This is a genomic window from Gracilibacillus thailandensis (assembly GCF_010994055.1).
Taxonomy (GTDB): domain Bacteria; phylum Bacillota; class Bacilli; order Bacillales; family Amphibacillaceae; genus Gracilibacillus; species Gracilibacillus lacisalsi.
On record NZ_WJID01000036.1, the window covers coordinates 1 to 23,218 of the forward strand.

The following is a 23,218-nucleotide window of genomic DNA, read 5'->3' on the forward strand; positions in this document are numbered from 1 at the left end:
AAATGCGTTGATACCGCGGATTATATACTTTCTTTCCTTTACAAGTAAAAAAGGTGATTCCGCTTCATTTGTCGGAATCACCTTTAACGTGGTTTACTTATTTTTGTTCTTCTTCTTTATAGTCACATGACGCACATTGAACTTGTACTTTCTTCTTTGACTTTTTCTCGACTAACATATTGTTACACTTCGGACAACTTCTTCCGACTGGCTTATCCCAGGAAATGAATTCACAATCAGGATAATTGTCACAACCATAAAATGTTCTTCGTTTCTTGGTTTTTCTTTCTACAATATTGCCATCTTTACAATTCGGACATTTAACTCCGATTTCTTTTAAGATTGGTTTTGTATTTCGACAGTCAGGAAAATTGGAACATGCTAAAAATTTACCATAGCGTCCCATTTTATAGACCATTTCGTGACCACATTTTTCACAGTCAATACCAGCGGGTTCATCACGAATTTCAACTTTCTCCATTTCCTTTTCTGCCTTTTGTAATTGTTTCTCAAACCCTGAGTAAAATTGGTCAATAATTTTAACCCATTCTGTTTTCCCCTCTTCAATAGCGTCTAAATCACCTTCCATTTTTGCGGTAAAAGTGACATCAATAATCTCAGGGAAAAATTCCTCTGTTAATTTGATAACAATTTCACCCAACTCCGTCGGTACAAATCGGCGATTATCAAGAGCAACATAACCACGTCTTTGAATAGTATCTAACGTAGGAGCATATGTTGATGGTCTGCCGATTCCTTTTTCCTCCATTGTTTTCACTAATCTCGCTTCTGTATATCTTGGAGGTGGCTGTGTAAAGTGTTGATTTGGTGTGATTTTTTCAGCTTTTACGGTTTCGCCTTCTGTTAAATCAGGTAACCATTTATCTTTTTGTTTTTGCTGATCATCAGAACCCTCAATATATACTTCCATAAAACCTTTAAATTTGATCTTGGAACCAGTTGCTCTAAACTCTACACCTTGATTTGTTAAATGAACCGTCATAGTATCCATAACAGCCGGTGCCATTTGGCTGGCAATAAATCGTTCCCAAATTAACTTATATAACCTAAATTGATCCCTAGAGAGGACTGATTTTAGTGATTGTGGATCTCTCAAGGCATTTGTTGGTCTAATCGCTTCATGGGCATCTTGTGCACCTTCAGCATTTTTAGTTTTTTTTGTGAAACCGGTAAATTCTTTTCCATATTTATTTTCAATAAACTGACTTGCTTGTGATTTAGCAGTATCTGATATCCTTGTTGAATCCGTACGCATATATGTTATGAGACCTGTAATTCCACCTTCGCGTTTCCCTAGATCTATACCTTCATATAATTGTTGTGCTACCATCATCGTTTTTCTCGCTCGGAAATTAAGCTTTCTTGCTGCTTCTTGTTGTAATGAAGAAGTTGTAAAAGCTGGTGATGGATTACGTTTTCTTTCTCGCTTCGTAACTTTTTCTACTAAAAAATCTTTTCCTTTTAAAGTAGATAGAATATTATCGACATCCTCTTTGGAATGAAGTGCTTGTTTCTTGCCATCTATCCCATAAAAAGCACCCTCAAAGGATTGTTTACCCTTTTTAAAGATAGACTCGATACTCCAATATTCTTCTGGTTTAAAATTTTTGATTTCATTTTCACGATCAATAATCATTTTAACTGCAACAGATTGGACACGTCCGGCACTAAGACCTTTTTTCACTTTTTGCCATAGTAGTGGACTGATATTATAACCAACTAAGCGATCTAAAATTCTTCGTGCTTGTTGTGCGTCTACTAAATCCATATTGATCGTTCTTGGATGTTTAAAAGAGTCCTTTACGGCATCTTTGGTAATTTCATTAAACACTACCCGACACTCAGAGTCTAAATCAATATTTAAACTATGTGCCAAGTGCCATGCTATTGCTTCCCCTTCACGGTCAGGGTCGGCCGCGAGGAAGATTTTATCTGCTTTTTTAGCGGCAGTTTTCAACTCTTTTAATACAGGACCTTTTCCACGAATCGTTATATATTTAGGTTCGTAGCCATTTTCAACATCCACACCTGTTTGACTTTTTGGAAGATCCCTTACGTGCCCCATCGATGCTTTCACCTTATATTTTTTTCCTAAATATCTTTCAATAGTTTTGGCTTTTGCCGGTGATTCAACAATTACTAGATATTGCGCCATATTACTTACACCCTCCCAAGAGGCAAAATCATTTCGTATTAATTCATATTATAAAATAGGACTTTCATCAACAAGGTTACTAGTAACCTTGTTGATCGTTGGCTAACTTATCAGGATGTTAGTATCCGTAATCCCCCATACCCTTCTTGATTCAATCAAACCTTAAAGTGGTGAATTTACGGATGATTTTCACCATGATAAATATTTGCTGTTAGATATGATAAATCTTCCCTATTATTAAATACTTTGTTAGTGTTTGTCAAACAAAGCAATAACAAATTTGCATAAAATTCATTTATTTTCCTTCTGATATTCCCTGTTTTGGCTGGTATTCTTCTAAAATATCACAACTTGATTGAACTAATTTTGCTCCATCTTTAATCAGTTGATTACATCCTATACTTGTTTCGGCTAGCACTGATCCAGGAACTGCAAACACTTCTTTCCCTTGCTCTAAAGCTTGATCAACGGTAATGAGGGTACCGCTTTTTTCTTTCGCTTCAATAACTAGAGTTCCAAAGCTTAATCCACTAATAATTCTATTTCTCTCAGGAAAATGATACTTTCTTGGAGGTTGATCTGGAGGATATTCCGATATAATTAAATTTTTTGCAACCAATTGACTATATAAAGATATATGTTGCTTTGGATAGATATGTTCAAAACCACTACCCAGTACAGCAATTGTTGGACTTTGATGTTGTAAGGCTAACTGATGGGCAAATCCATCGATACCGATAGCCATACCACTCGTAATTAGAAAATTATTTTTGAATAATGGGGTAAGAATATTAGCCATGATAGACCTTGCGAATTTTGAAGGATATCTCGTTCCTACGACACTGAGGTTGGGTGAATGTGAAAGCAGGCTATGATGTCCGTTGAGGTATAATACTAATGGAGGATCTGGAATTTCTCTTAGACCAACAGGGTAATCTTCACTAAATATAGTTATAACAATATATTTCTTTACGTAACCTACAATTTTCTGTTTGAGTGACTTATCCTGTAATCGTTCTACAAGGAAAGATGCCTTTCTGTCATTTATATGAAAATTTTCTTTCCATTGTTGTTTGTTCCATCGATATATCTGTTCAAACTCTGGGTCCTTTTTCATTACACTCCATATCAATTTACGATTCGTACCAATAATGTAATGCAAATGAATTAACCGCCATTCTTGTTTTTCCATTCATACATACACCTCTTTCCATATAAGAAATAAGCTGAGAAGGTTCTCAGCTTATTCCAGACATTTAGTGTGTCTTACATTTATCATGTAGACCTTTCTCTTTTAATACATTTATTAATGTCTCTCCCATGACAGAAGGTGTTTCTGCTACTTGTATGCCACATGCATTCATCGTTTTAATTTTTTCTTCAGCAGTACCTTTACCACCTGAAATGATCGCTCCTGCATGACCCATACGTTTTCCTGGAGGCGCAGTCGCACCGCCAATAAAGCCAACTACAGGCTTTGTCATATTTGCTTTTACCCATTCGGCAGCTTCTTCCTCTGCTGTACCACCAATTTCACCGATCATCATCACTGCTTCTGTTTCAGGGTCTTCATTGAAAGCTTTAAGCGTATCAATAAAGTCAGTACCATTGACAGGGTCACCACCAATACCTACAGCAGTAGACTGGCCAAAACCATTTTCTGACAGTTGGTGTACCGCTTCATATGTTAAGGTACCAGATCGTGAAACAACTCCAATATGACCTTTCTTATGAATATATCCTGGCATAATACCAATCTTACATTCTTCTGGCGTAATAACACCTGGACAGTTTGGTCCTACTAATCTCGTTTTCTTGCCTTCCATGTATCGTTTTACTTTGACCATATCCATAACTGGAATATGCTCTGTAATACAAATAACAAGGTCTAGTTCAGCATCCACTGCTTCCATAATAGCATCTGCAGCGAATGGAGCTGGTACATAAATAACCGAAGCATTGGCACCTGTTTCATGTACAGCGTCTGCCACTGTATTAAATACAGGTACTCCTTCAACTTCTGTACCACCTTTTTTTGGTGTTACCCCACCAACAATTTTCGTCCCATATTCTAGCATTTGTTTGGTATGGAAAAGTGCTGTTGAACCAGTTATTCCTTGAACAAGCACTTTGGTATCTTTATTAACAAAAACACTCATGTAAATGGATCCTCCTTTTTCCCTTAGAGATAAATTTATGCTTCATTAACAAGTGCGACAATTTTCTCTGCACCGTCTGCCATTGACTCAGCTGGCGTAATGTTCAAGCCAGATTCAGCTAAAATTTTCTTACCAGCATCTACATTTGTACCTTCAAGACGAACTACTAAAGGAATAGTTAAACCAACTTCCTGTGTTGCTTGGACCACACCTTCTGCAATAACATCACATTTCATAATTCCACCGAAAATGTTTACAAAAATACCTTTTACATTGTCATCCGACAGAATGATCTTGAAAGCTTCCGTTACTTTTTCTGCAGTTGCTCCGCCACCAACATCAAGGAAGTTAGCCGGATCTCCATTATAATGTTTGATAATATCCATGGTTGCCATTGCAAGACCAGCACCATTTACCATGCATCCAATATTACCATCAAGCGCAATATAACTTAGATCATACTTAGATGCTTCGATTTCTTTTTCGTCTTCTTCATCTAAATCCCGATACTCGACAATATCTTTTTGGCGGAATAGGGCATTATCATCAAAGTTAAGCTTTGCATCTAATGCTAAAACGTCACCATCACCTGTCGTAACAAGTGGGTTAATTTCCGCGATGGAGCAATCTTTTTCGACAAATACTTGATATAACCCCATCATGAATTTAACCGCTTTCGACAAGTATTCTGCTGGAATATTAATATTAAATGCCAGACGTCTTGCTTGATATGGTAATAAACCAGTAACTGGATCAATTACTTCTTTAAAGATTTTTTCAGGTGTCTTCTCTGCTACTTCTTCGATTTCTGTACCACCTTCTTCCGATGCCATCATGGTCACTCGTGAAGTAGCACGATCTAACACAAGGCCGACATAGTATTCTTTTTGGATGTCGCAGCCTTCCTCAATCAGTAAACGCTTTACTTCTTTGCCTTCTGATCCTGTTTGATGTGTTACCAGCGTTTTACCTAAAATTTCATCAGCATATGTACGGACTTCATCGATATTTTTAGCTACTTTCACACCGCCTGCTTTACCTCTTCCCCCAGCGTGAATTTGAGCTTTTACAACCGATACCGCTGAACCTAATTGTTCCGCAGCTTCCACAGCTTCATCTACTGTATAGGCTACTTTTCCATTAGGTACAGCAACACCGTAACTGCGCAAAATCTCTTTGCCTTGATACTCGTGAATATTCATCTTTCATCCTCCCATCAATTAATCACTGCATTCTCATTGTATAAAAAAGTGCCTTCAATTGTCTAGAAAAGACTATGCATATTTCTAGCTTTTTTCTAAAAAGAGATAGATTCGTTACTTTTCGGCTGCTTTTTGGTCTACTTGATAAATATAAGCAAACACTTCTGCCACTACTTGGTATAATTCCTCCGGTATCTGTTCATTTATATTTAATTCTGATAATAATTCTACAAGAGACGGGTCAGATTGAATCGGAATATGGTTCTTTTTTGCTCTATCCAATATTTCTTCTGCGACATAACCTTTACCTGTCGCGGTTACTTTTGGGGCTACATCTGTTTCCGCATCAAACTGTAATGCTGCTGCCCGTTTTCGGTATCTTTCTTGCTCTGTCATACCCGATAATCAATCCCTTCTCTTTTAATAGGTTTATATGCTGTATGGTTACTATTTATTGCGTACTGCTCTTTATCTGATAATGCTTTTTGTGTAACAGAAGATAATTGATAATTTAAGTCGGACAGTTTCTCTTTTAATAAAGGTGTGAAAGTATCCATTAAAGCTTTTATACCTTGTTGGTCATTGTAGACCGAAATATGCACGATTCTTTTTTGAATCGACATGGTAATCATCGTTTCACCTAATGTATGCAAATGTAGATGAAACAAAACACGACAAAATTCTGGATCAATCTCTTCACTATTCTGACGCTTTTTTCCTTCAAATTGCATACGAATGTCCTTAGCTAAACCAAACCGCTCTCCAGGAATTTGAAAGCTTTGTTGGGTAATCGCTTGTTCATCTTGCACCATATGTAATTGCATTCCTGTTAAACTTTGAATCAAGCGTTGCATCTGATTATTGGCTATATCTGGATGCTGTTGATTTGCTAATAATAGATTTTGCTTTAAAGAATGATCCATTTCTCTTGTTTGAATCGATACTTCCGTTTGTTGAATCACTTGACGAACCAATTGCATAAATTGATCTTTATTTACAACTTGATCACTTGCTTCTAATGAAAGTAGCAGCTGTCGAACTAGCGACTGCTCAGATTGAGGTATTTGTTGTAAATTGATTCGTTGCATTACTTCTGCAATATGTTGATTTTGTGTCATTGTCGGTTGAGCTTGATTAATCCATTGCTCCATTACTTGCCGATCTTGTGGTGACATTGCCGTCATCAGGGCTTGCCATAATGGACTAGTACTATACGTCGTACTACCGGAACGGATAGCCTGTGCTAGTTGTGCTTCGTCTTGCAATCCGCTAGTTTGTACAAAATGCTTCATCAAATGCAAAAATTGATCTTTTACTTGTAGTGACTGTGGGCTTGCAGTATCTACATGTAACAATAAAGCACGAAGTCTATTTTGATCGGATTGTGGCAACTGTTGTGCATGCAGTTGTTGTAACAAGGTTAGAATTTGTCGATCTTGACTCACATTTGGCTGTGATGATGACTGTAACCACATTTGAACCATTTGCTGCTCTTGGCTTGGCATTACTTGCATTACTTTTTGAAAAAAGGCTTGTTGCTGTACTATATTTTTAAAGGTATTAGAGACCAATCCTTGTTGCACCATTCGTTCAAAACGTTGTAAAAATGATTGAAACGCTTGTCGTTCTCCTTGCTGAAATGGCAATTGTTTATTTAGTGTTTGATTCAGTTGTTGTGTGAATTCCTGTGTTTGATTATTCGATAAGCGCTCGCCATTAGTTACCTGTTGTAAAGACGAGAGTTGATTAGGTATTGCTTTTGACAATACTTGTTCAAGCGCTGGCTGATTAGTATACACAAACTGTTGTAACATCGATTGAGCTTGAGATGGTGAAGGACTACCAAACAGTGCAAGTTGTTGTTGCAATTGTGATAATAAGGAATTACTTTGATTAAATGATGCTAATTGCTGGTGTAATTGGTTCATTTGTGTACCTATTGGAGTTGATTGGAATGCCTGTAAACTTCGAAATACTTGCTCTGTTAAGGGAAAGTTTTGCTTTTTCATTATGAAAAGCAACTCCCGATTGGCACTATTCCCACCAAATTGCTCTAAAAGTTTAGCTAATGCTTGGCCGTCCTTATGGGTAAATGGTATGTTTTGACTAACAAGTTGTTGAATCAATGTTTTTAGCTGTTGGTTATTATGTGATCCGAGTTGCTGCATGATTTGGCTGCTTAGTTGTCTATTATTTTGAAGTGGTGAATCACTTAATTTTTTTAGGCGTAGCACATCCCCAACAGACGTTACTTGAAAGAGGTAATCCTGTTTGGAGGTTAATGATGTTTCCAATTGGGCCACCACTTGTGAACCGCCTAGCTGAATCGCCGCTCTTTGGTTAGGGTATAATTCGAGTACTTTTCCGGTTAACATTTGCCCTGGTTTTAGAGCATTTTGTGTCACATTCATTCGTGTATTTTCAGAACGTAATACGTTTGAAAATGAAGGAATGCTTCGCATATGGCTACCTCCTCTCTACGAATAGGATTTCAGAAAGCTTTTGCGGTGATAAGGTGTTAAACCATGACCGTTTATTGCATTTAGGTGCTGTTTCGTTCCATATCCACTGTTTTGATCAAAAGCGTATGCAGGATACTGTTGATGTAACTTTTCCATCATGTCATCACGTGTCACTTTGGCAATGATGCTGGCAGCAGCAATCGAAATACTTTTTTGATCTCCTTTTATGATTGCATCACTAGGTACGTCTAATTCCTCCAGGTTCACTGCGTCGATAAGTACATAATCTATTTGTTTTAGCTGGTTTAACGCTTGATACATCGCTTTTTTTGAAGCTTGTAAAATATTGATCTCGTCAATTTCACCGGCATCCACAATTCCTACAGCATAGTCAATCGCATGCTTGGTGATATATTGATAAAATAACTCTCTTTTGTTCTTTGATAATTTTTTGGAATCATTTATTCCTAATAATTCGAAATCACTTGGTAAAATAACAGCAGCTGCTACAACTGGTCCAGCTAGCGGGCCTCTGCCGACTTCGTCTACGCCTGCAATATATGTAATGTCTTTATTCCATAACGCTTTCTCGTTTTGACACATTGTTTCAAATAGTTCTTGTTGAGCTTGTGTCTCTTGTTGTCTTTTTTCATATTGTTTAAGTAATGTTTGCACGCCTTTACGCTGATCTTGGTACAGTACTTGTAACACGTCTTCAGTAGGTTGTTCTTTTGTTAAATAATGTTTAATTTCATTAATCGTCCATTTTTCCTTCATCGCTAAAAAACCTCGTTTCCTAATTTATCGGCACTTTTTCAAAAAAATAAAGAATTATAATTGCTTCTCTCAATAAAGAAAAACGTCATCTGATTCGCAGTAGATAGATACTGCGAAGTAATGTGGTAATTAGATGTGCGGTCACCTAAGAGATAATTTTGAAATATTTCGTGGTGATAACTACCACTCCGGCTGCCCACTTCCCTTTCCGTGGGGTTTGCCCTTCAGCTAACTTTTTCGAGCAAAAATTGCTCGAAAAAGTGGATCTTCAGGTCAAACAATACCCACAGGAGTTGAAGTGGGCGGCCTTCGTTAAGATATGCTCTACAACAATAATCCGAAAAGCAACCAGTCGATTTATCCACCATATGCAGACTATGTGCGGCATTCACAGCCAATTAGCAATGTAACAAACAGAAATATTTAGTTCCATGATTTCATTTATTTCTATAATCAGAGAACAAAAATAGCGTAGGCAGAATACGGAGACTCCTGTGGGACAGCGAGAGCTGAAGATCCACTTTGCAAAATGCTTTTCTTTGCAAAGTTAGCTGAAGCCGAGCCCACGGAAAGCGCAGTATTCTGCCGAAGCGTATAGCAGCACTCATCAAAATGCTGTACGGGAAGAGAGCAATTCCTTGTCCTCTTTACTGCGCAGTATATGTATTTTGTGCTTTCTTTTCATACAAAAAGTATACACTCACTCGTTTCCTTTGTAATCGAAACGGGGTGTATACTTTTATGGGCGCTTTGTACTTCTACATATCCTGTTACTCGGGCTGTTCAAGTGTTATCTTTCCTAATCTTCCGGAACGCAGGTCTTGGAGGATGATATCTGCTGTTTTCTCAAAATTCACTCTGCCACCTGATTCAAGACAGCCTCTTCCTCTACCGATTTGTTCAAATATTTCGTTCATATCCTCATTATCCTCTGTTATTTGATAACGTTCTTTTAATACAGAAGGATAATTAGATTGTAAATACTCAATCACAAATGCAGCGATATCTTCTATTGGCAACAACTGATCCTTGATTGTACCAATAGCTGCCAGTCGATAACCAACTACTTGCTCCTCAAATTTTGGCCAGAGTATTCCGGGCGTATCTAATAACTCAAAATCCTTCTTTACTTTGATCCATTGTTGATTTTTAGTTACACCTGGTTTATCTCCCGTTTTGGCTATCTTCTTCTGAACTAACCGATTGATTAAGGTTGATTTCCCTACATTTGGTATTCCAATAATCATGGCACGAGCAGGTCTTGGACGGATCCCTTTTTTCTTTAATCGATCCATTTTCTCTTTAGCCATGTCCTTTGCTGTTTGAATGACATGTTGAATATCTTTCCGTTCATTTACATTCACCGCAATGGCAACCATGCCTTGTGCCGAAAAATGATTAAGCCAAACTTTTGTCGACTCCGGATCAGCCAAGTCATCCTTCATTAACACTACCATTTTTGGTTTTTGGTTTAAAATTTGTTGTAAGAGAGGGTTTTGAGAAGATGCAGGTGCTCTTGCATCTACTAATTCAATCACAAAATCAACCAATTTTAATTTTTCTTGTACTTCTCTTTTTGCTTTGGCCATATGTCCAGGAAACCATTGTATTGTCATGTATCCACCTCTTTTTCTACTATGTTATTCTACGAAGCCGATCTTATCTATGGGCCAATACGTTACACCAGCAATTCCTACAACTTGATCTATCGGGATGAATCCCAAATGTCTACTATCTGTTGAATTTGGTCTATTATCCCCCAAAACAAACACATGCCCCTCTGGTACTTCTTCAGCATTACCCGGGATATCTCGCAAAGAAAAATTAGTTGTGTAATTCGATTGCTCATTAGCTATTTCCTCTTCAATAAACGGTTCTTCAACTGGTTGTCCATTAATATATAACTGGTCATCTTTATAGACAATGGAATCACCGGGTAAACCAATCACCCTTTTTATGTAATCCTTCCTCGTTGTAGCATGAAAAACAACAACATCAAAACGATCTGGCTCACCAAACATTAAACCTATCTTATTTACAATCATTCGATCCTTATTTTCAAGAGTTGGTAACATGGATGGACCATCAACTATAATCGGTACTGCAATAAACATGCGAAATAAAATCACGATCAATCCTGTAATAATAATGGTTTTAATCCAATCAACCCAGTCAACCTTTTTTTTAGCCATGAAAGATCCCTTTCCTTCATACACTCCAAGTGTTTCTAAAATATTTTATAGAAGAAAAAGGAGCCTGACAATGCAAGCTCCTTTTTACAACGATACTCATTAGCGAATTTCTTTAATACGCGCAGCTTTACCACGTAAGTTACGTAGATAATATAGCTTAGCACGACGAACTTTACCACGACGAGTTACTTCGATTTTATCAATTCGTGGTGAATGCACAGGGAATGTACGTTCCACCCCTACACCGTAAGAAATTTTACGAACTGTAAATGTTTCACTAATACCACCGTTTTGGCGTTTAATGACAACACCTTCGAATACCTGAATACGTTCACGGTTACCCTCAACAACTTTCACGTGAACTTTCACTGTATCACCAGCACGGAACTCAGGTAAGTCAGTTTTCAGTTGGTCTTTTGTGATTTCTTCGATTAAATTTTGCATTCTGTTACACTCCTTCCAAACCAATGCTCTTAACGAGTTAGACCGCAGCGGAACATCGTTTATTCACCTTAAGCGTTCACTTAAGCACAACTATCAATATAGCATATCAATCACGGGAATTCAACTATTTTCTTGTGAAGTTTCCCATTCTTTTATCCACTTTTTTTCTTTTTCGGTTAATTGCAAATGTTGCAATAAATCTTGTCTTCTATCATAAGTCCTTTTTAACGCTTCTTTTCTGCGCCATTCTTCAATATGGGCATGGTTTCCTGATAACAATACCTCAGGTACTTTTAAACCGCGGAAATCAGCGGGTCTCGTATAATGAGGATGCTCTAATAACCCCGTTGAAAAAGAATCCTGAACTGCTGAATCTTCGTTACCTAATACGTCTGGTAACAAGCGGACAACACTGTCAATTACGACCATCGCTCCTAATTCTCCACCTGTAAGCACATAGTCTCCGATCGAGATCTCATCGGTTACAAGCTCTGTTCTAATCCGCTCATCATAGCCTTCATAATGGCCACATATAAAGATTAAATGTTCTTCTTTTGCTAATTCTTCTGCTTTTTTTTGCGAATATGTTTCTCCTTGAGGACACATTAAAATAATACGAGGTTTTTGGGAGGTGTTTTTTTCGATTGCCTCTACTGCATCAAAAATAGGTTGAGGCTTTAATACCATCCCAGCTCCTCCACCATAAGGATAATCATCTACTTTATTATGTTTATTATCCGTATATTCACGAAAATTCACATAATTATAGTGAAAAGCACCGGACTCATGTGCTTTTTTTAAAATGGAAGATTGAAAAACACCGTTAAACATTTCTGGAAACAATGAGAGTATATCTATTTTCATCAGTCTAATAACCCTTCCATTGGTTCTATTTTAATAAGTTGCTGATTTATATCTACTTCTTTCACTACTTGTTCTATATAAGGGATTAAAAATTCCTTTCCCTTCTGCTTCACAACCCATACATCATTTGCACCAGGTGAAAGAATTTCTGTAACCTTACCAATGAATTCACCATCGGTTGTTTCCACTTCACAACCTATAATTTCATGATAATAAAATTCGTTCTCATCTAAATCTGAGACTTCACTTGTTTTAATAACTAACAATGATTCTTTAAAGTGTTCTACATCATTGATATTGTTAAATCCTTCAAAATGTAATAAATCAAAATTTTTGTGTACACGATGGCCATCAATAGTAACTGGTTTCAATTCCTGACTATCTTTTCCTTTAATCCATAAGGTAGTGCCAATTTCGAAGCGTTCGTCGAAATCGGTAATACGAACTACTTTTACTTCTCCTTTAATACCATGCGTATTGACAATTTTCCCTACTTTTAAATGATCCATTTAATTCATACCACCTGTTATGTAATTTTCGTAATCATGCCATCCTTTATAATAATGGATTTTTGATCTGTTAAGTCATCCCAGTTCATACCTTCTTCAATATCGATAACTGCTTCAACTTCTCCATCATTAATTTCACTTCCAATTGGTAATATTTCCAATTGTTCAAGTTTGTATTTATACCAGTTAATATGGTCCTTACGATTAGATAACTCTTTTTTAAATTTGGCTGCGATATCAGCTTTTTTATTGGCTGAGCGTTGTTCTAATTTTTTTTGCTCAAATTTTAATTGTTCACATTCCTGTTCAAGTTGAAAAATTTTAAATTGGTATTCTTCTCGCAATTGTTCTTTACTTTGATCAGTTACTATTTTTTTGATGGCTACTTTTTTAATAATTTTCATTGTTTCAGCCTCTCTCTCATCCCTATTAAAGAGCATGGAAACACCTATCAAAAGAATAGCATGTCACCAAACAAAAGCGCAAGTATACACTAGAAAACCCGCACACTAACCTTCCCTCACTTAATTCATTGTAGATATATACTGCGAAGTAATGAAAGTACTGTTTGATCGAAACTAAATGCACAGTTATCTATGAAGTAATTTTGACATTTATCGTGATCATTACCGCCACTCCGGCTGCCCACCTCCCTTTCCGTGGGGTTTGCCCTTCAGCTAACTTTTTCGAGCCAAAACCGCTCGAAAAAGTGGATCTTCAGGTCAAACAATTCCCACAGGAGTGAAAGTGGGCGGCCTTCGTTAAGAAATGCTCCACAACACTTATCCGAAATCAGCCAATCGATTTCTCCACCATATGTAGCGTAGGGTACGACTATGTTAAAAGTGCTTTCGCAGACCGATAAGTACTGTAATTAAACAGAAAAGTTTAGTTCCATGAGTTTATTTCTTTCTATAATCAGATAACAAAAATAGCGTAGGCAGAATACGGAGACTCCTGTGGGATCAGCACGAGCCGAAGATCCACTTGGTAAAGTGCTTTTCTTTACCAAGTTAGCTGAGGCCGTGCCCACGGAAAGCGCAGTATTCTGCCGAAGCGGTATTCGGTGCACTCTCTATGGGAGGATGGACAGAGCAGAGCCTCAAGAGAGTTACTTCGCAGTTTATGGATACAGCGCTCTATTTAATTAACCGTTCTGCTAAAAAAAGAGGGGGCTTTTCGCCTCCCTCTTTTTACATGATATCTAAATAGATTTTTTTATTAGATTTCATTCCAGCTGCATAAACAACTGTTCGTATTGATTTGGCAATGCGACCATTCTTGCCGATCACTTTACCTACATCATTTTCATGAACTTGCAGGTGATACACAACTTTGTTTTCCTCTTCTTGTTCGGTCACAACGATGTGCTCAGGATGATCAACTAACGGCTCCACAATTGTTTCAATCAAAGATTTCATCGAATCACATCACTTTATTATTGATTTTTTGATTCGTGGAATTTCTTCATGATGCCTTCATTTGAGAATAAGTTACGTACCGTATCACTTGGTTTCGCACCTTTAGTCATCCAATCAAGTGCTTTATCTTCATCTAATTTCACTTCAACCGGGTTCACTACCGGGTTATATGTTCCAATTTGCTCGATAATACGTCCATCACGTGGAGAACGAGAATCAGCAACTACGATACGATAGAATGGATTTCTTTTAGATCCCATACGTTTTAAGCGAATTTTTACTGCCATGTTTAACACCTCCATATAAATATCTAACACAAGATAGAATTGTATCAGATTTATTTTAGTCTGTAAAGGGTTTTTACCTTACATGAATGGAAAATTAAATCCTTTTGATTTTTTTCCTTTTTTCCCTTTCTTTCCTTGCTGCGAATTCGTCATTTGCTTCATCATTTTCTTCATTTCTTCAAACTGTTTCAACAAACGGTTCACCTCTGAAACAGAACGACCTGAACCTCGAGCAATACGTTTACGACGACTAGCATTAATCACACTTGGATCTTGACGTTCTTTTACAGTCATGGATTGGATGATTGCTTCCACATGAGAAATTTGCTTTTCATCAAAATCAACATTTTTAAGACCCTTCATTTTATTAGCTCCAGGTATCATATCAATTAATTCGTCCAGCGGTCCCATGTTTTTCACTTGGCCCATTTGTTCGAGAAAGTCATCTAATGTAAAGGAAGCAGACCGCATTTTCTCTTCTAATTCTTTAGCTCTTTTTTCATCAACATTTTCTTGAGCCTTCTCAATTAGTGAAAGAACATCTCCCATTCCTAAAATACGAGATGCCATTCGTTCTGGGTGGAATACTTCCAATTCATCTAACTTTTCACCCATACCTGCAAATTTAATCGGCTTTTCCGTAACAGCTTTAATTGATAAAGCTGCACCACCACGTGTATCTCCATCAAGTTTCGTTAAAACAACACCAGAAATATTTAATTGTTCGTTAAAGCTCTCAGCTACATTAACTGCATCCTGACCAGTCATGGAGTCAACCACTAAAAATACTTCATCCGGATTTACATTTTGTTTAATTTGAATCAATTCATCCATTAATTCATTGTCGACATGAAGACGACCAGCAGTATCAATGATGACATAATCCAGATGTTCCTCTTTAGCACGTTCCATGGCTTTATTAGCAATATCCACAGGATTTGCATCCGTTCCCTCTGAATAAACTGGCATATTTAATTGTTTACCTAAGGTTTCCAGTTGATCAATTGCTGCGGGACGGTAAACATCAGCGGCAACTAATAAGGGCTTACGATTATATTTTTTACGTAATAAATTGGCTAATTTACCAGTAGTGGTTGTTTTACCGGCACCTTGTAAACCAACCATCATGATCACTGTAGGAGGCTTATCTGCCACAGCGATTTTACTCTCGTCGCCCCCCATTAATTGTGTTAATTCTTCTTTTACTACCTTAATAACTTGTTGACCTGGCGTTAAACTTTCCATAACTTCCTGGCCAACTGCACGCTCTTTCACTTTCTTAATGAAATCTTTTACGACTTTAAAGTTTACGTCCGCTTCTAGTAAAGCTAAACGAACTTCTCTCGTCATTTCTTTGACATCCTGTTCCGTTACTTTACCTTTTCCCTTGATTTTTTGAATGGTATTTTGCAGGCGGTCGGCTAAACCTTCAAATGCCATACTATACGCCCCCTATTCGATTTCAATAATCTGTTCTACTTTTTCTTTCAGTACTGGGTCTTCTGCCAATGTAAGCAATTCCTGAAGTAAACTTTGTCGCTTTAAAAACTTCTGATAGAGACCAAGCTTTTCCTCATATTCCTCTAACATTTGTTCTGTTCTGCGAATGTTATCATAAATTGCTTGTCTTGATACATTAGATGTCTCCGAAATTTCTCCTAATGAGAAATCTTCTACATAATACATCTCCATATAATTTCGTTGCTTGTCAGTTAGCAATTGTTGATAAAAATCATAAAGAGCGTTAATCCTTGTCGTTTTTTCTAACATAATAAGGACACCTCGTTAAGTAAAATAGCTTTACACTCCAGTCTAATCATCTTAAAGCAATACTGTCAAGTCTCAAGACTATTCTTCTTCTTCTAACAAATCTGCAAATAAGCCATACACAAATGCGTGCGGATCAAAAGTTTGCAAGTCTGTTACCTTCTCTCCAAGTCCTACTAATTTTACTGGTGTACCTAATTCATTTCGGATTGCCAAGACGATCCCACCCTTAGCTGTACCATCTAATTTAGTTAATACGATTCCGGAAACATCTGTTGCTTCTGAGAATGTTTTCGCTTGGCTCAAAGCATTTTGTCCTGTCGTGGCATCAAGCACAAGCAACACTTCATGAGGTGCATTTGGAACTTCCCGCTCGATTACACGTTTTACTTTTGCTAATTCATTCATTAAATTAACCTTATTCTGTAAACGACCTGCTGTATCGCAAAGTAATACATCGGCATTACGGGATTTTGCCGCTTGAATACCATCGTAAATAACGGCAGCTGGGTCACTACCTTCATTATGTTTAATAACATCAACACCGACACGTTTTCCCCATTCATTTAACTGTTCAATAGCTCCAGCACGGAATGTATCACCTGCAGTTAATAATACCTCTTTACCTTCTGATTTTAATTGATGTGCCAACTTACCAATCGTTGTTGTTTTTCCAACTCCATTAACTCCGACAAAAAGGATTACTGTTAAGTCATCTTGTTGAATATTTAAGGAAGTATCTTCTGATTCGTCATTATCTCCCTGATAAATTTCGACCAGTTTTTCAGAGATCACTTGTTTTACTTCATTAGTGTCTTTAATATTTTGTCTTTTCACTTCCATTTCAAGTTCTTCAATTAACTCCATCACAGTTGTTACACCAACATCAGCTGCGATCAACACTTCTTCGAGATCTTCAAAAAAGTCTTCATCCACTTTTCGATAGCGAGCAACTAAATCATTGATTTTTTCGGAGAATGACTTCCTTGTTTTACTTAAACCATCTTTATACTTATCTGACACTTCTTCTTGCTTATCTGTTGCTTGAAATTTATCCTTCAGCTTTTTCAGGAAACTCATTTTTCTACCTCCTCGCACTTATGCTTCTAAAAGCTCTGGTGCTTCTTCTAATTTGACAGAAACTAAGCGTGATACACCTGATTCCTGCATGGTAACACCATATAATACATCCGATTCTTCCATTGTACCCTTTCTATGTGTAATCACAATAAATTGAGTGTTTTTACTATAATGTTTCAAATATTGGGCAAAGCGAGTCACATTTGCTTCATCTAGAGCAGCTTCCACTTCATCCAGTACACAGAATGGAACAGGACGAACACGTAAAATCGCAAACAATAATGCGATAGCAGTTAATGCTCTTTCTCCACCAGATAATAGACCTAATTGTTGTAATTTTTTACCTGGAGGCTGTGCAATAATATCTACACCAGTTTCTAATAATTGGTCCGGATCAGTTAACTTTAATTCAGCATGGCCCCCGCCAAATAAACGTTGGAAGACTACCGTAAATTCTTCTTTAATTTGCGAAAAAGTTTCATTAAATCTTCTAGTCATTTCTTCATCCATTTCCGCAATAATTTCATATAATGTCCGTTTTGCTTCCACTAAGTCTGTTTGTTGACTGGTAAGGAATTCATGTCGTTCTTTAATCCTATCATACTCATCAATAGCACCAATATTTACTGTTCCTAATTCTTCAATCGATTTCTTAATTAATTTGACTTGTTCTTTCGCCTCTTCGAGATTGTCTGGTTGAGGGTAATCAGCTTTCGCCTTTTCAAAAGTCATAAAGTATTCACTCTCTAGTAATTGAAGACGATTTTCCAACTCCAGATCTAATCGGTTTCGTTCAATCTCAATCGTTTGGATCTCCTGTTGTAACTGATACTCCTCTTTTTTCGCTTGTTTAAGCGAGTCTTCTAAAGTCGTAACTTTTTGCTGTGTTTCGGATCGTTGTTCACGTAATTGTTGCAACTCTTGCTGCAATGCTGTTTTTTCTTGTGTTTTGAGATGAATCTCTTCGTCAATTTCTTCTGGTGTCTGTTGGCTATTTTTAACGTCAATTAATTGCTGTAGCTGTTCTTGCTTTCCTTTAATCGTCTCGGAAATCTCAGATAATTCATTTTTTGAATTTGCAACCTTCTCTTTTTGATTGGACAACTTACTTCTTAGCTCTGCTTGCTCGACATGCAATGTTTGTAATTCCTGTTTCAATTGTTCTTCTTTTGCTTCAAAATTTTGGTGCTGATCTGTTAATTCTTCAATTTCGTTATCTAATTTACTCAATTTTGCTTGTGTTTTTACTAGATCTTGTTCAATTTGTTCCAATTGCTGTAACAATAGTTTTCGATCTTCTTCTTGTTGTAATTTGTCCTGATCATAAATGGACAGCTGATCATTTAAATGCTCTAAAGACAGTTTCCATTCTTTATAATTGCTTTGGTGTACTTGATATGTTTTGCGAACTTCTTCTAGTTGTCGATAACAATTATCTTTTTCTTCTTGAAGACTCGCTAATGCATCTTTTTGCTCACTAATTTGCTTCTCGTAGTCCGTTACACGAGTTTGGTATTCTTTATATTTCTTCGTTAATGTTTTTAGTTCACGATCTCTCGTAAATAATGATTGATTGTTTTTCTTTTTGGCACCACCAGACATGGAACCTCCAGGATTCACCACATCTCCATCGAGTGTCACGATGCGGAATCTTCGTCCAGTTTGCTGTGCAAATCGATTTGCAGCACTAAGTGATCTAGCTATAATCACATTGCCTAACAATGCTTGCATGACAGGTTGATATGTGGCTTCATAACGGATTAAATCCGCAGCTACTCCAACGAAATCTTCTTCCTGCTCAAGCATTTGGATCATATTTGCAGGTATCTGTTTCGGCTTCATCGCGTTAATTGGTAAAAAAGTTGCTCTACCTTTGTTTGTTTTTTTCAGCCATTGAATTGCCTCTCGTGCCGACTTCTCTGAATCAACCACAATATGTTGAGCTTGAGCCCCTAAAGCAGTTTCCATTGCATCCACTAATTGATCATCGAATTCGATTAACTCCGGTATCGCACCATGAATACCTGTTAACTTCTGTTGTTCCCTTGCTTTTAGTACTTCTTTTACACCAAAATAGAAACCTTGAAAATCTTCTTTTAAGTCCTCGAGCATTTCCTTTTTTGACTTAAGATTTTCAACCATTTGATAACCTTTATATAATTTTTGCTGCATATCTTCTAATAGTTTCGACTCTACCGTTACTTTTCTTTCCAACTGCTCGTACTCTGATTGGCATTTATGTAATTGTTCTTCATCTTGTTTACATTTTTCTTCTGCTTCATGAACAGCTTGCTTTAACTGAAGACGTTCTTCATGTAGGTTTTCCCATTTAGAAGACTTCGCATGTTGTTTCCCTTCCATCCTCTCCAATTGCTGCTCAATCGAACTTTTCTCGTTTCGTTTAGCCGCTTGCTCATTTAACCATTCAATATAATCACTTTTAAGTGTCTCGATGTCTTCTTCTATCGTATTTTTACCTTTTTCTAATTGCTCTTGGATATCAGTTACTTGTTCTGATAACTGATGATTTTTTTCCTGGTACTTCCGAAGATTAGTTTGTTCATCTTCTAAGCTCTTTAAAAGTATTGCTTTTTTGTTTTCCGACTCTTCTATGTCCTGTTCTAGTTTTTCTTTATTCTCCTGGAAATGTTGAAGTCGTTCATGAAATATCTTTTTATTTCCTTCAAGACTTTCTAACTTTTGAGTTTCCACAAGTAGTGTTTCTTGTAAGCTTGTGATTTGCTCATCCATTTCTTGTATCCGTGCTTTCAGTTGATCACTTTCTGTCTCTCTTGTCTCAACCCATTGTTGTTTTTCTTTTAATGCATGATGTTTATCGTCTATTTGTCTTTTCGATGCTTCCCATTTTTCATTCAGTTGTTCAATTTCTTTAGCTAACAAACCAACTTCCACATTAGTCAATCGATCTTTTTGGGCTAAGTACTCCTTAGCAATAGATGCTTGCTGTTCAAGTGGTTCTAATTGGCCGTCTATTTCATAGATTATATCTTCCACACGATTTAAATTTTCTTGTGTTTCTGCCAATTTATATTCGGCTTGTTTCTTTCTATTTTTATATTTTAAAACACCTGCCGCTTCTTCAAATATAACGCGGCGTTCCTCTGATTTTGAACTTAAAATTTCTTCAACTTTTCCTTGACTTATAATAGAAAACGCTTCTTTACCCATACCTGAATCCATAAATAGCTCTGTAATATCTTTCAAACGGCATGGTTGTTTGTTCATCAAATATTCACTTTCGCCTGAGCGATATACTCGACGCGTTACACTGACCTCGTGATAATCAACAGGCAATGCATTGTCTGAGTTATCTAACACGAGTGTTACTTCAGCAACGTTTAACGCATTACGTGTATCACTCCCTTGGAAAATAATATCTTCCATTTTGGAACCACGTAATGATTTTGCTGATTGTTCTCCAAGTACCCAACGGATTGCATCTGTAATATTACTTTTCCCACTACCGTTAGGCCCTACAACAGCTGTAACGCCTGGTACAAATTCTATTTTTACTCTTTCAGCGAAAGATTTAAAACCAATTGTATCTAATTGTTTTAAATACATGTTTAAAACCCCTATTTATTATCATCTAACAACATAACTTGTATGTTGATGTTAATTTATCCTTTGCATTTCAACTTATTTATTTTATCATAAAGAATAGAGTAAGAGAAGGAAGTTTCATAAAATACCGAAACAGGAGTGAATTGATTTGAATTTAGAAGAGAAATCCGAGGAAAATTTAGCACATATTATTCATGAGATGGGAAGAATGTTGCAAGTAGTCAATGATTCTATCATGGATCCTAAAGATTATGACCTTGATAATTATGAAGAATTAAAATCCTTGTATGATCTCCTGCAACAGAAAGGAAAACTAACTGTTGCCGAAACCCAAGCATTTATTGCAGAGCTAAGAGAATACCGAAAATAATTAAGAAAAGCGCAGAGCGCCCGTTTAGAAACATAGCGACTGGAACGAATTAACTGAAATAAAGGAATCACGGTAAGCTTGTGAAGCGATGATGACTTATCGTAGGACGATTCGAGAAGCCGCCTAGTTTTTGGCGCTAGAATTTGGACGTGGCTAGACAGGTTGCCTACATGTTATCTGCATCCGAAAAATCTATAATTTTCTAGGCAAACAAAAAGTCTTAGGAGTACTAAAAACTCCTAAGACTTTCTAATTCTTATAGTTAATGATCATCCACTACACTAGTTTCTTCCATCAATTCTTCCAATTTCGTTGTAATTTCATTTAATGTTGAAATTAATTCAGTTAAATACGCATTAGATTTAAGCTGTTCTTCATTTGTAAGTACAGCTTTTTGAGCATAGTCTGACGTTTCATCCACAATTGTAGTCACTTTTTGAATCGATTTATGTGCTTCTTGTGCTACATAGGATACTTCTTCACTTGCTTGGAAAATTTGCTTGATTTGCTCTGCTACATTTCCTATAGATGAATGAATATTCCCGAATATTTTGCCTGTCTCTCGTACAATTTCCTGACCATGTTCCACTTCGCTAATAACCTGGTTCATTGAAGCAACAGATGTATCAGTTTCTTGTTGGATAGACTGGACAAGGTTAGCAATTTGACTGGCAGAATCCACGGTTTGTTCCGATAATTTTCGGACTTCATCCGCTACAACAGCAAATCCTTGACCATGTTCTCCTGCTCTGGCAGCCTCTATCGCTGCATTTAAAGCCAATAAATTTGTTTGGGAAGAAATGTCTGTAATTAAACTGACAATCCCATTAATTTCTTTCGATCGATCATTTAATAATCGTACTGTCTCAGAAGTTGTCTTCACTGTTTGATTTATATTATCCATTTGTCCTACCGTCTTTTGAATCATATTATTGCCATCTTCAGCTTTTTGTTCAGTCATTTTCGTTATATCAGATACTTTAGATGAAGTTTTAGCTATTTGCTGCATATCCTGTGTCATTTCCTGAATGAATTTAGAATTATCCTCGACTTGTTTTTTCTGATTCAGTGCACCATTAGAAATCTGTTGTATGTAGGAGACACTTTCTTTAAAAATAGCTTGATTAGACTGATTCATCTCTTTTAATTGTGATGAAACATCAATTACTTTCTCTGAGGTTAACGACAAACTATCTACAATTCCACTTAGCTTAAGTTGCTTTTGTTCCTTTTCGCCAAGGTCTCCGATTAATTTCCGCTTATGTCTAACTTGCCAAATTATCGCTCCTGAAGTCCCAATTAAAAATAAAGCATGAACAAGTAACATCGAAAATGGATAATCATTCGTCCCAAAAACATATTCTCCAAAAAAGAAGTAACCTCCAATATGTTGAACAGCAAATAAGACTGTCATGATTAGAATTAAGTTAATTTTTTCATAGTAACCAATCATCGCTACCACCATAAAAATAGAAAAATGGTACTCTACCATTCCCTCTCCACCAGCAATCATTGACATGCTGCTAAAAGTAATAGTTAGTGTATTAAAAAGTGGTATTAACGGATGATCACTCTTCTTTTTATAAAGTAGTATTGTTACAGTAAAGAGTACAATCGGAATAACTAAAAAAATATTTGTAATGACTGTTAATTGTTCTGCACTATGATGCCCCCAAAATTCTGATATGTTAAAAATCCGATGTAACACGTGAATAATAATAGATACCATAAGTACAAGAAACGATAAAACTAAATTAACTCGATTTTTTTTATTTGATTGCATAAACCTTCCCCTTCCCAATAAAAAGACTGTTCAACCTTAAAAACAATTTTATGACTAATAGTAATATTTACCTTAGATCTATTGTACTATTCATTAGAAATGTTGTCTATTGTGGTATCCAGTGGGATTTTGAGGATGGC

Annotated in this window: 21 protein-coding genes; 1 reads left to right on the plus strand and 20 read right to left on the minus strand. The window is 36.7% G+C overall.

Translation table 11 applies throughout. The features are described 5' to 3' along the window. Positions 1-97: 97 nt before the first annotated feature. From topA to smc, 19 genes are all read right to left on the minus strand, one after another. On the minus strand, positions 98-2,176 hold the full coding sequence (gene topA, locus GH715_RS11835; protein WP_153836966.1) for a type I DNA topoisomerase: 2,079 nt from the start codon (positions 2,174-2,176) through the stop codon (positions 98-100). A gap of 295 nt (positions 2,177-2,471) precedes the next feature. Next, entirely contained in the window at positions 2,472-3,368 is an 897-nt protein-coding gene (gene dprA / locus GH715_RS11840; RefSeq protein WP_153836967.1) for a DNA-processing protein DprA, read from the minus strand. Positions 3,369-3,432: 64 nt separating this feature from the next. Then, on the minus strand, positions 3,433-4,335 hold the full coding sequence (sucD, locus tag GH715_RS11845) for a succinate--CoA ligase subunit alpha (protein ID WP_153836968.1): 903 nt from the start codon (positions 4,333-4,335) through the stop codon (positions 3,433-3,435). Positions 4,336-4,370: 35 nt separating this feature from the next. Further along, positions 4,371-5,537, minus strand: coding sequence for an ADP-forming succinate--CoA ligase subunit beta (gene sucC / locus GH715_RS11850; protein WP_153836969.1), 1,167 nt, complete (start codon positions 5,535-5,537; stop codon positions 4,371-4,373). A gap of 114 nt (positions 5,538-5,651) precedes the next feature. Next, complete coding sequence (locus GH715_RS11855; RefSeq protein ID WP_018932689.1) at positions 5,652-5,933, minus strand: EscU/YscU/HrcU family type III secretion system export apparatus switch protein; 282 nt, start codon at positions 5,931-5,933, stop codon at positions 5,652-5,654. Then, positions 5,930-7,999 carry a hypothetical protein gene (locus GH715_RS11860; protein ID WP_153836970.1) on the minus strand — a complete coding sequence of 690 codons (2,070 nt, stop codon included), beginning with the start codon at positions 7,997-7,999 and terminating at the stop codon, positions 5,930-5,932. The genes GH715_RS11855 and GH715_RS11860 overlap by 4 nt, the downstream gene beginning before the upstream one ends. Before the next feature lie 15 nt (positions 8,000-8,014). Then, a complete protein-coding gene (locus GH715_RS11865; RefSeq protein WP_153836971.1) occupies positions 8,015-8,776 on the minus strand; it encodes a ribonuclease HII in 762 nt (253 codons plus the stop codon). A gap of 770 nt (positions 8,777-9,546) precedes the next feature. Next, on the minus strand, positions 9,547-10,392 hold the full coding sequence (ylqF, locus tag GH715_RS11870) for a ribosome biogenesis GTPase YlqF (RefSeq protein WP_153836972.1): 846 nt from the start codon (positions 10,390-10,392) through the stop codon (positions 9,547-9,549). A 24-nt stretch (positions 10,393-10,416) separates the two neighbouring features. After that, a complete protein-coding gene (lepB, locus tag GH715_RS11875; RefSeq protein WP_153836973.1) occupies positions 10,417-10,968 on the minus strand; it encodes a signal peptidase I in 552 nt (183 codons plus the stop codon). 99 nt (positions 10,969-11,067) lie between these two features. After that, positions 11,068-11,412 carry a 50S ribosomal protein L19 gene (gene rplS / locus GH715_RS11880; RefSeq protein WP_153836974.1) on the minus strand — a complete coding sequence of 115 codons (345 nt, stop codon included), beginning with the start codon at positions 11,410-11,412 and terminating at the stop codon, positions 11,068-11,070. A 120-nt stretch (positions 11,413-11,532) separates the two neighbouring features. Next, positions 11,533-12,276, minus strand: a complete 744-nt coding sequence (gene trmD / locus GH715_RS11885) for a tRNA (guanosine(37)-N1)-methyltransferase TrmD (RefSeq protein ID WP_153836975.1) — start codon at positions 12,274-12,276, stop codon at positions 11,533-11,535. Next, a complete protein-coding gene (rimM, locus tag GH715_RS11890) occupies positions 12,276-12,785 on the minus strand; it encodes a ribosome maturation factor RimM (protein ID WP_153836976.1) in 510 nt (169 codons plus the stop codon). Before rimM ends, trmD begins: the two co-directional genes overlap by 1 nt. Positions 12,786-12,802: 17 nt before the next feature. Then, positions 12,803-13,189 carry a YlqD family protein gene (locus tag GH715_RS11895; RefSeq protein ID WP_153836977.1) on the minus strand — a complete coding sequence of 129 codons (387 nt, stop codon included), beginning with the start codon at positions 13,187-13,189 and terminating at the stop codon, positions 12,803-12,805. A gap of 789 nt (positions 13,190-13,978) precedes the next feature. Continuing rightward, the gene (locus tag GH715_RS11900; protein WP_018932698.1) at positions 13,979-14,206 is read right to left on the minus strand and encodes a KH domain-containing protein; all 228 of its coding nucleotides are present in this window, start codon (positions 14,204-14,206) and stop codon (positions 13,979-13,981) included. A gap of 17 nt (positions 14,207-14,223) precedes the next feature. After that, positions 14,224-14,493, minus strand: coding sequence for a 30S ribosomal protein S16 (gene rpsP, locus GH715_RS11905; protein ID WP_018932699.1), 270 nt, complete (start codon positions 14,491-14,493; stop codon positions 14,224-14,226). Positions 14,494-14,571: 78 nt separating this feature from the next. Next, a complete protein-coding gene (gene ffh, locus GH715_RS11910; RefSeq protein WP_153836862.1) occupies positions 14,572-15,933 on the minus strand; it encodes a signal recognition particle protein in 1,362 nt (453 codons plus the stop codon). Between the two features lie 12 nt (positions 15,934-15,945). Beyond that, a complete protein-coding gene (locus GH715_RS11915) occupies positions 15,946-16,263 on the minus strand; it encodes a putative DNA-binding protein (RefSeq protein ID WP_153836863.1) in 318 nt (105 codons plus the stop codon). Between the two features lie 78 nt (positions 16,264-16,341). Continuing rightward, positions 16,342-17,340 (minus strand): signal recognition particle-docking protein FtsY, encoded by a 999-nt coding sequence (gene ftsY / locus GH715_RS11920; protein ID WP_153836864.1) that lies wholly within the window; start codon positions 17,338-17,340, stop codon positions 16,342-16,344. An 18-nt stretch (positions 17,341-17,358) separates the two neighbouring features. Beyond that, the gene (gene smc / locus GH715_RS11925) at positions 17,359-20,925 is read right to left on the minus strand and encodes a chromosome segregation protein SMC (protein WP_153836865.1); all 3,567 of its coding nucleotides are present in this window, start codon (positions 20,923-20,925) and stop codon (positions 17,359-17,361) included. Between the two features lie 148 nt (positions 20,926-21,073). On the opposite strand from smc, the gene GH715_RS11930 reads away from it, so the two are divergent. Beyond that, positions 21,074-21,295 carry a DUF1128 domain-containing protein gene (locus GH715_RS11930; RefSeq protein ID WP_018932704.1) on the plus strand — a complete coding sequence of 74 codons (222 nt, stop codon included), beginning with the start codon at positions 21,074-21,076 and terminating at the stop codon, positions 21,293-21,295. Positions 21,296-21,557: 262 nt separating this feature from the next. Here GH715_RS11930 and GH715_RS11935 read toward each other — a convergent pair whose 3' ends face one another. After that, complete coding sequence (locus GH715_RS11935) at positions 21,558-23,078, minus strand: methyl-accepting chemotaxis protein (RefSeq protein WP_153836866.1); 1,521 nt, start codon at positions 23,076-23,078, stop codon at positions 21,558-21,560. Between the last annotated feature and the right edge of the window lie 140 nt (positions 23,079-23,218).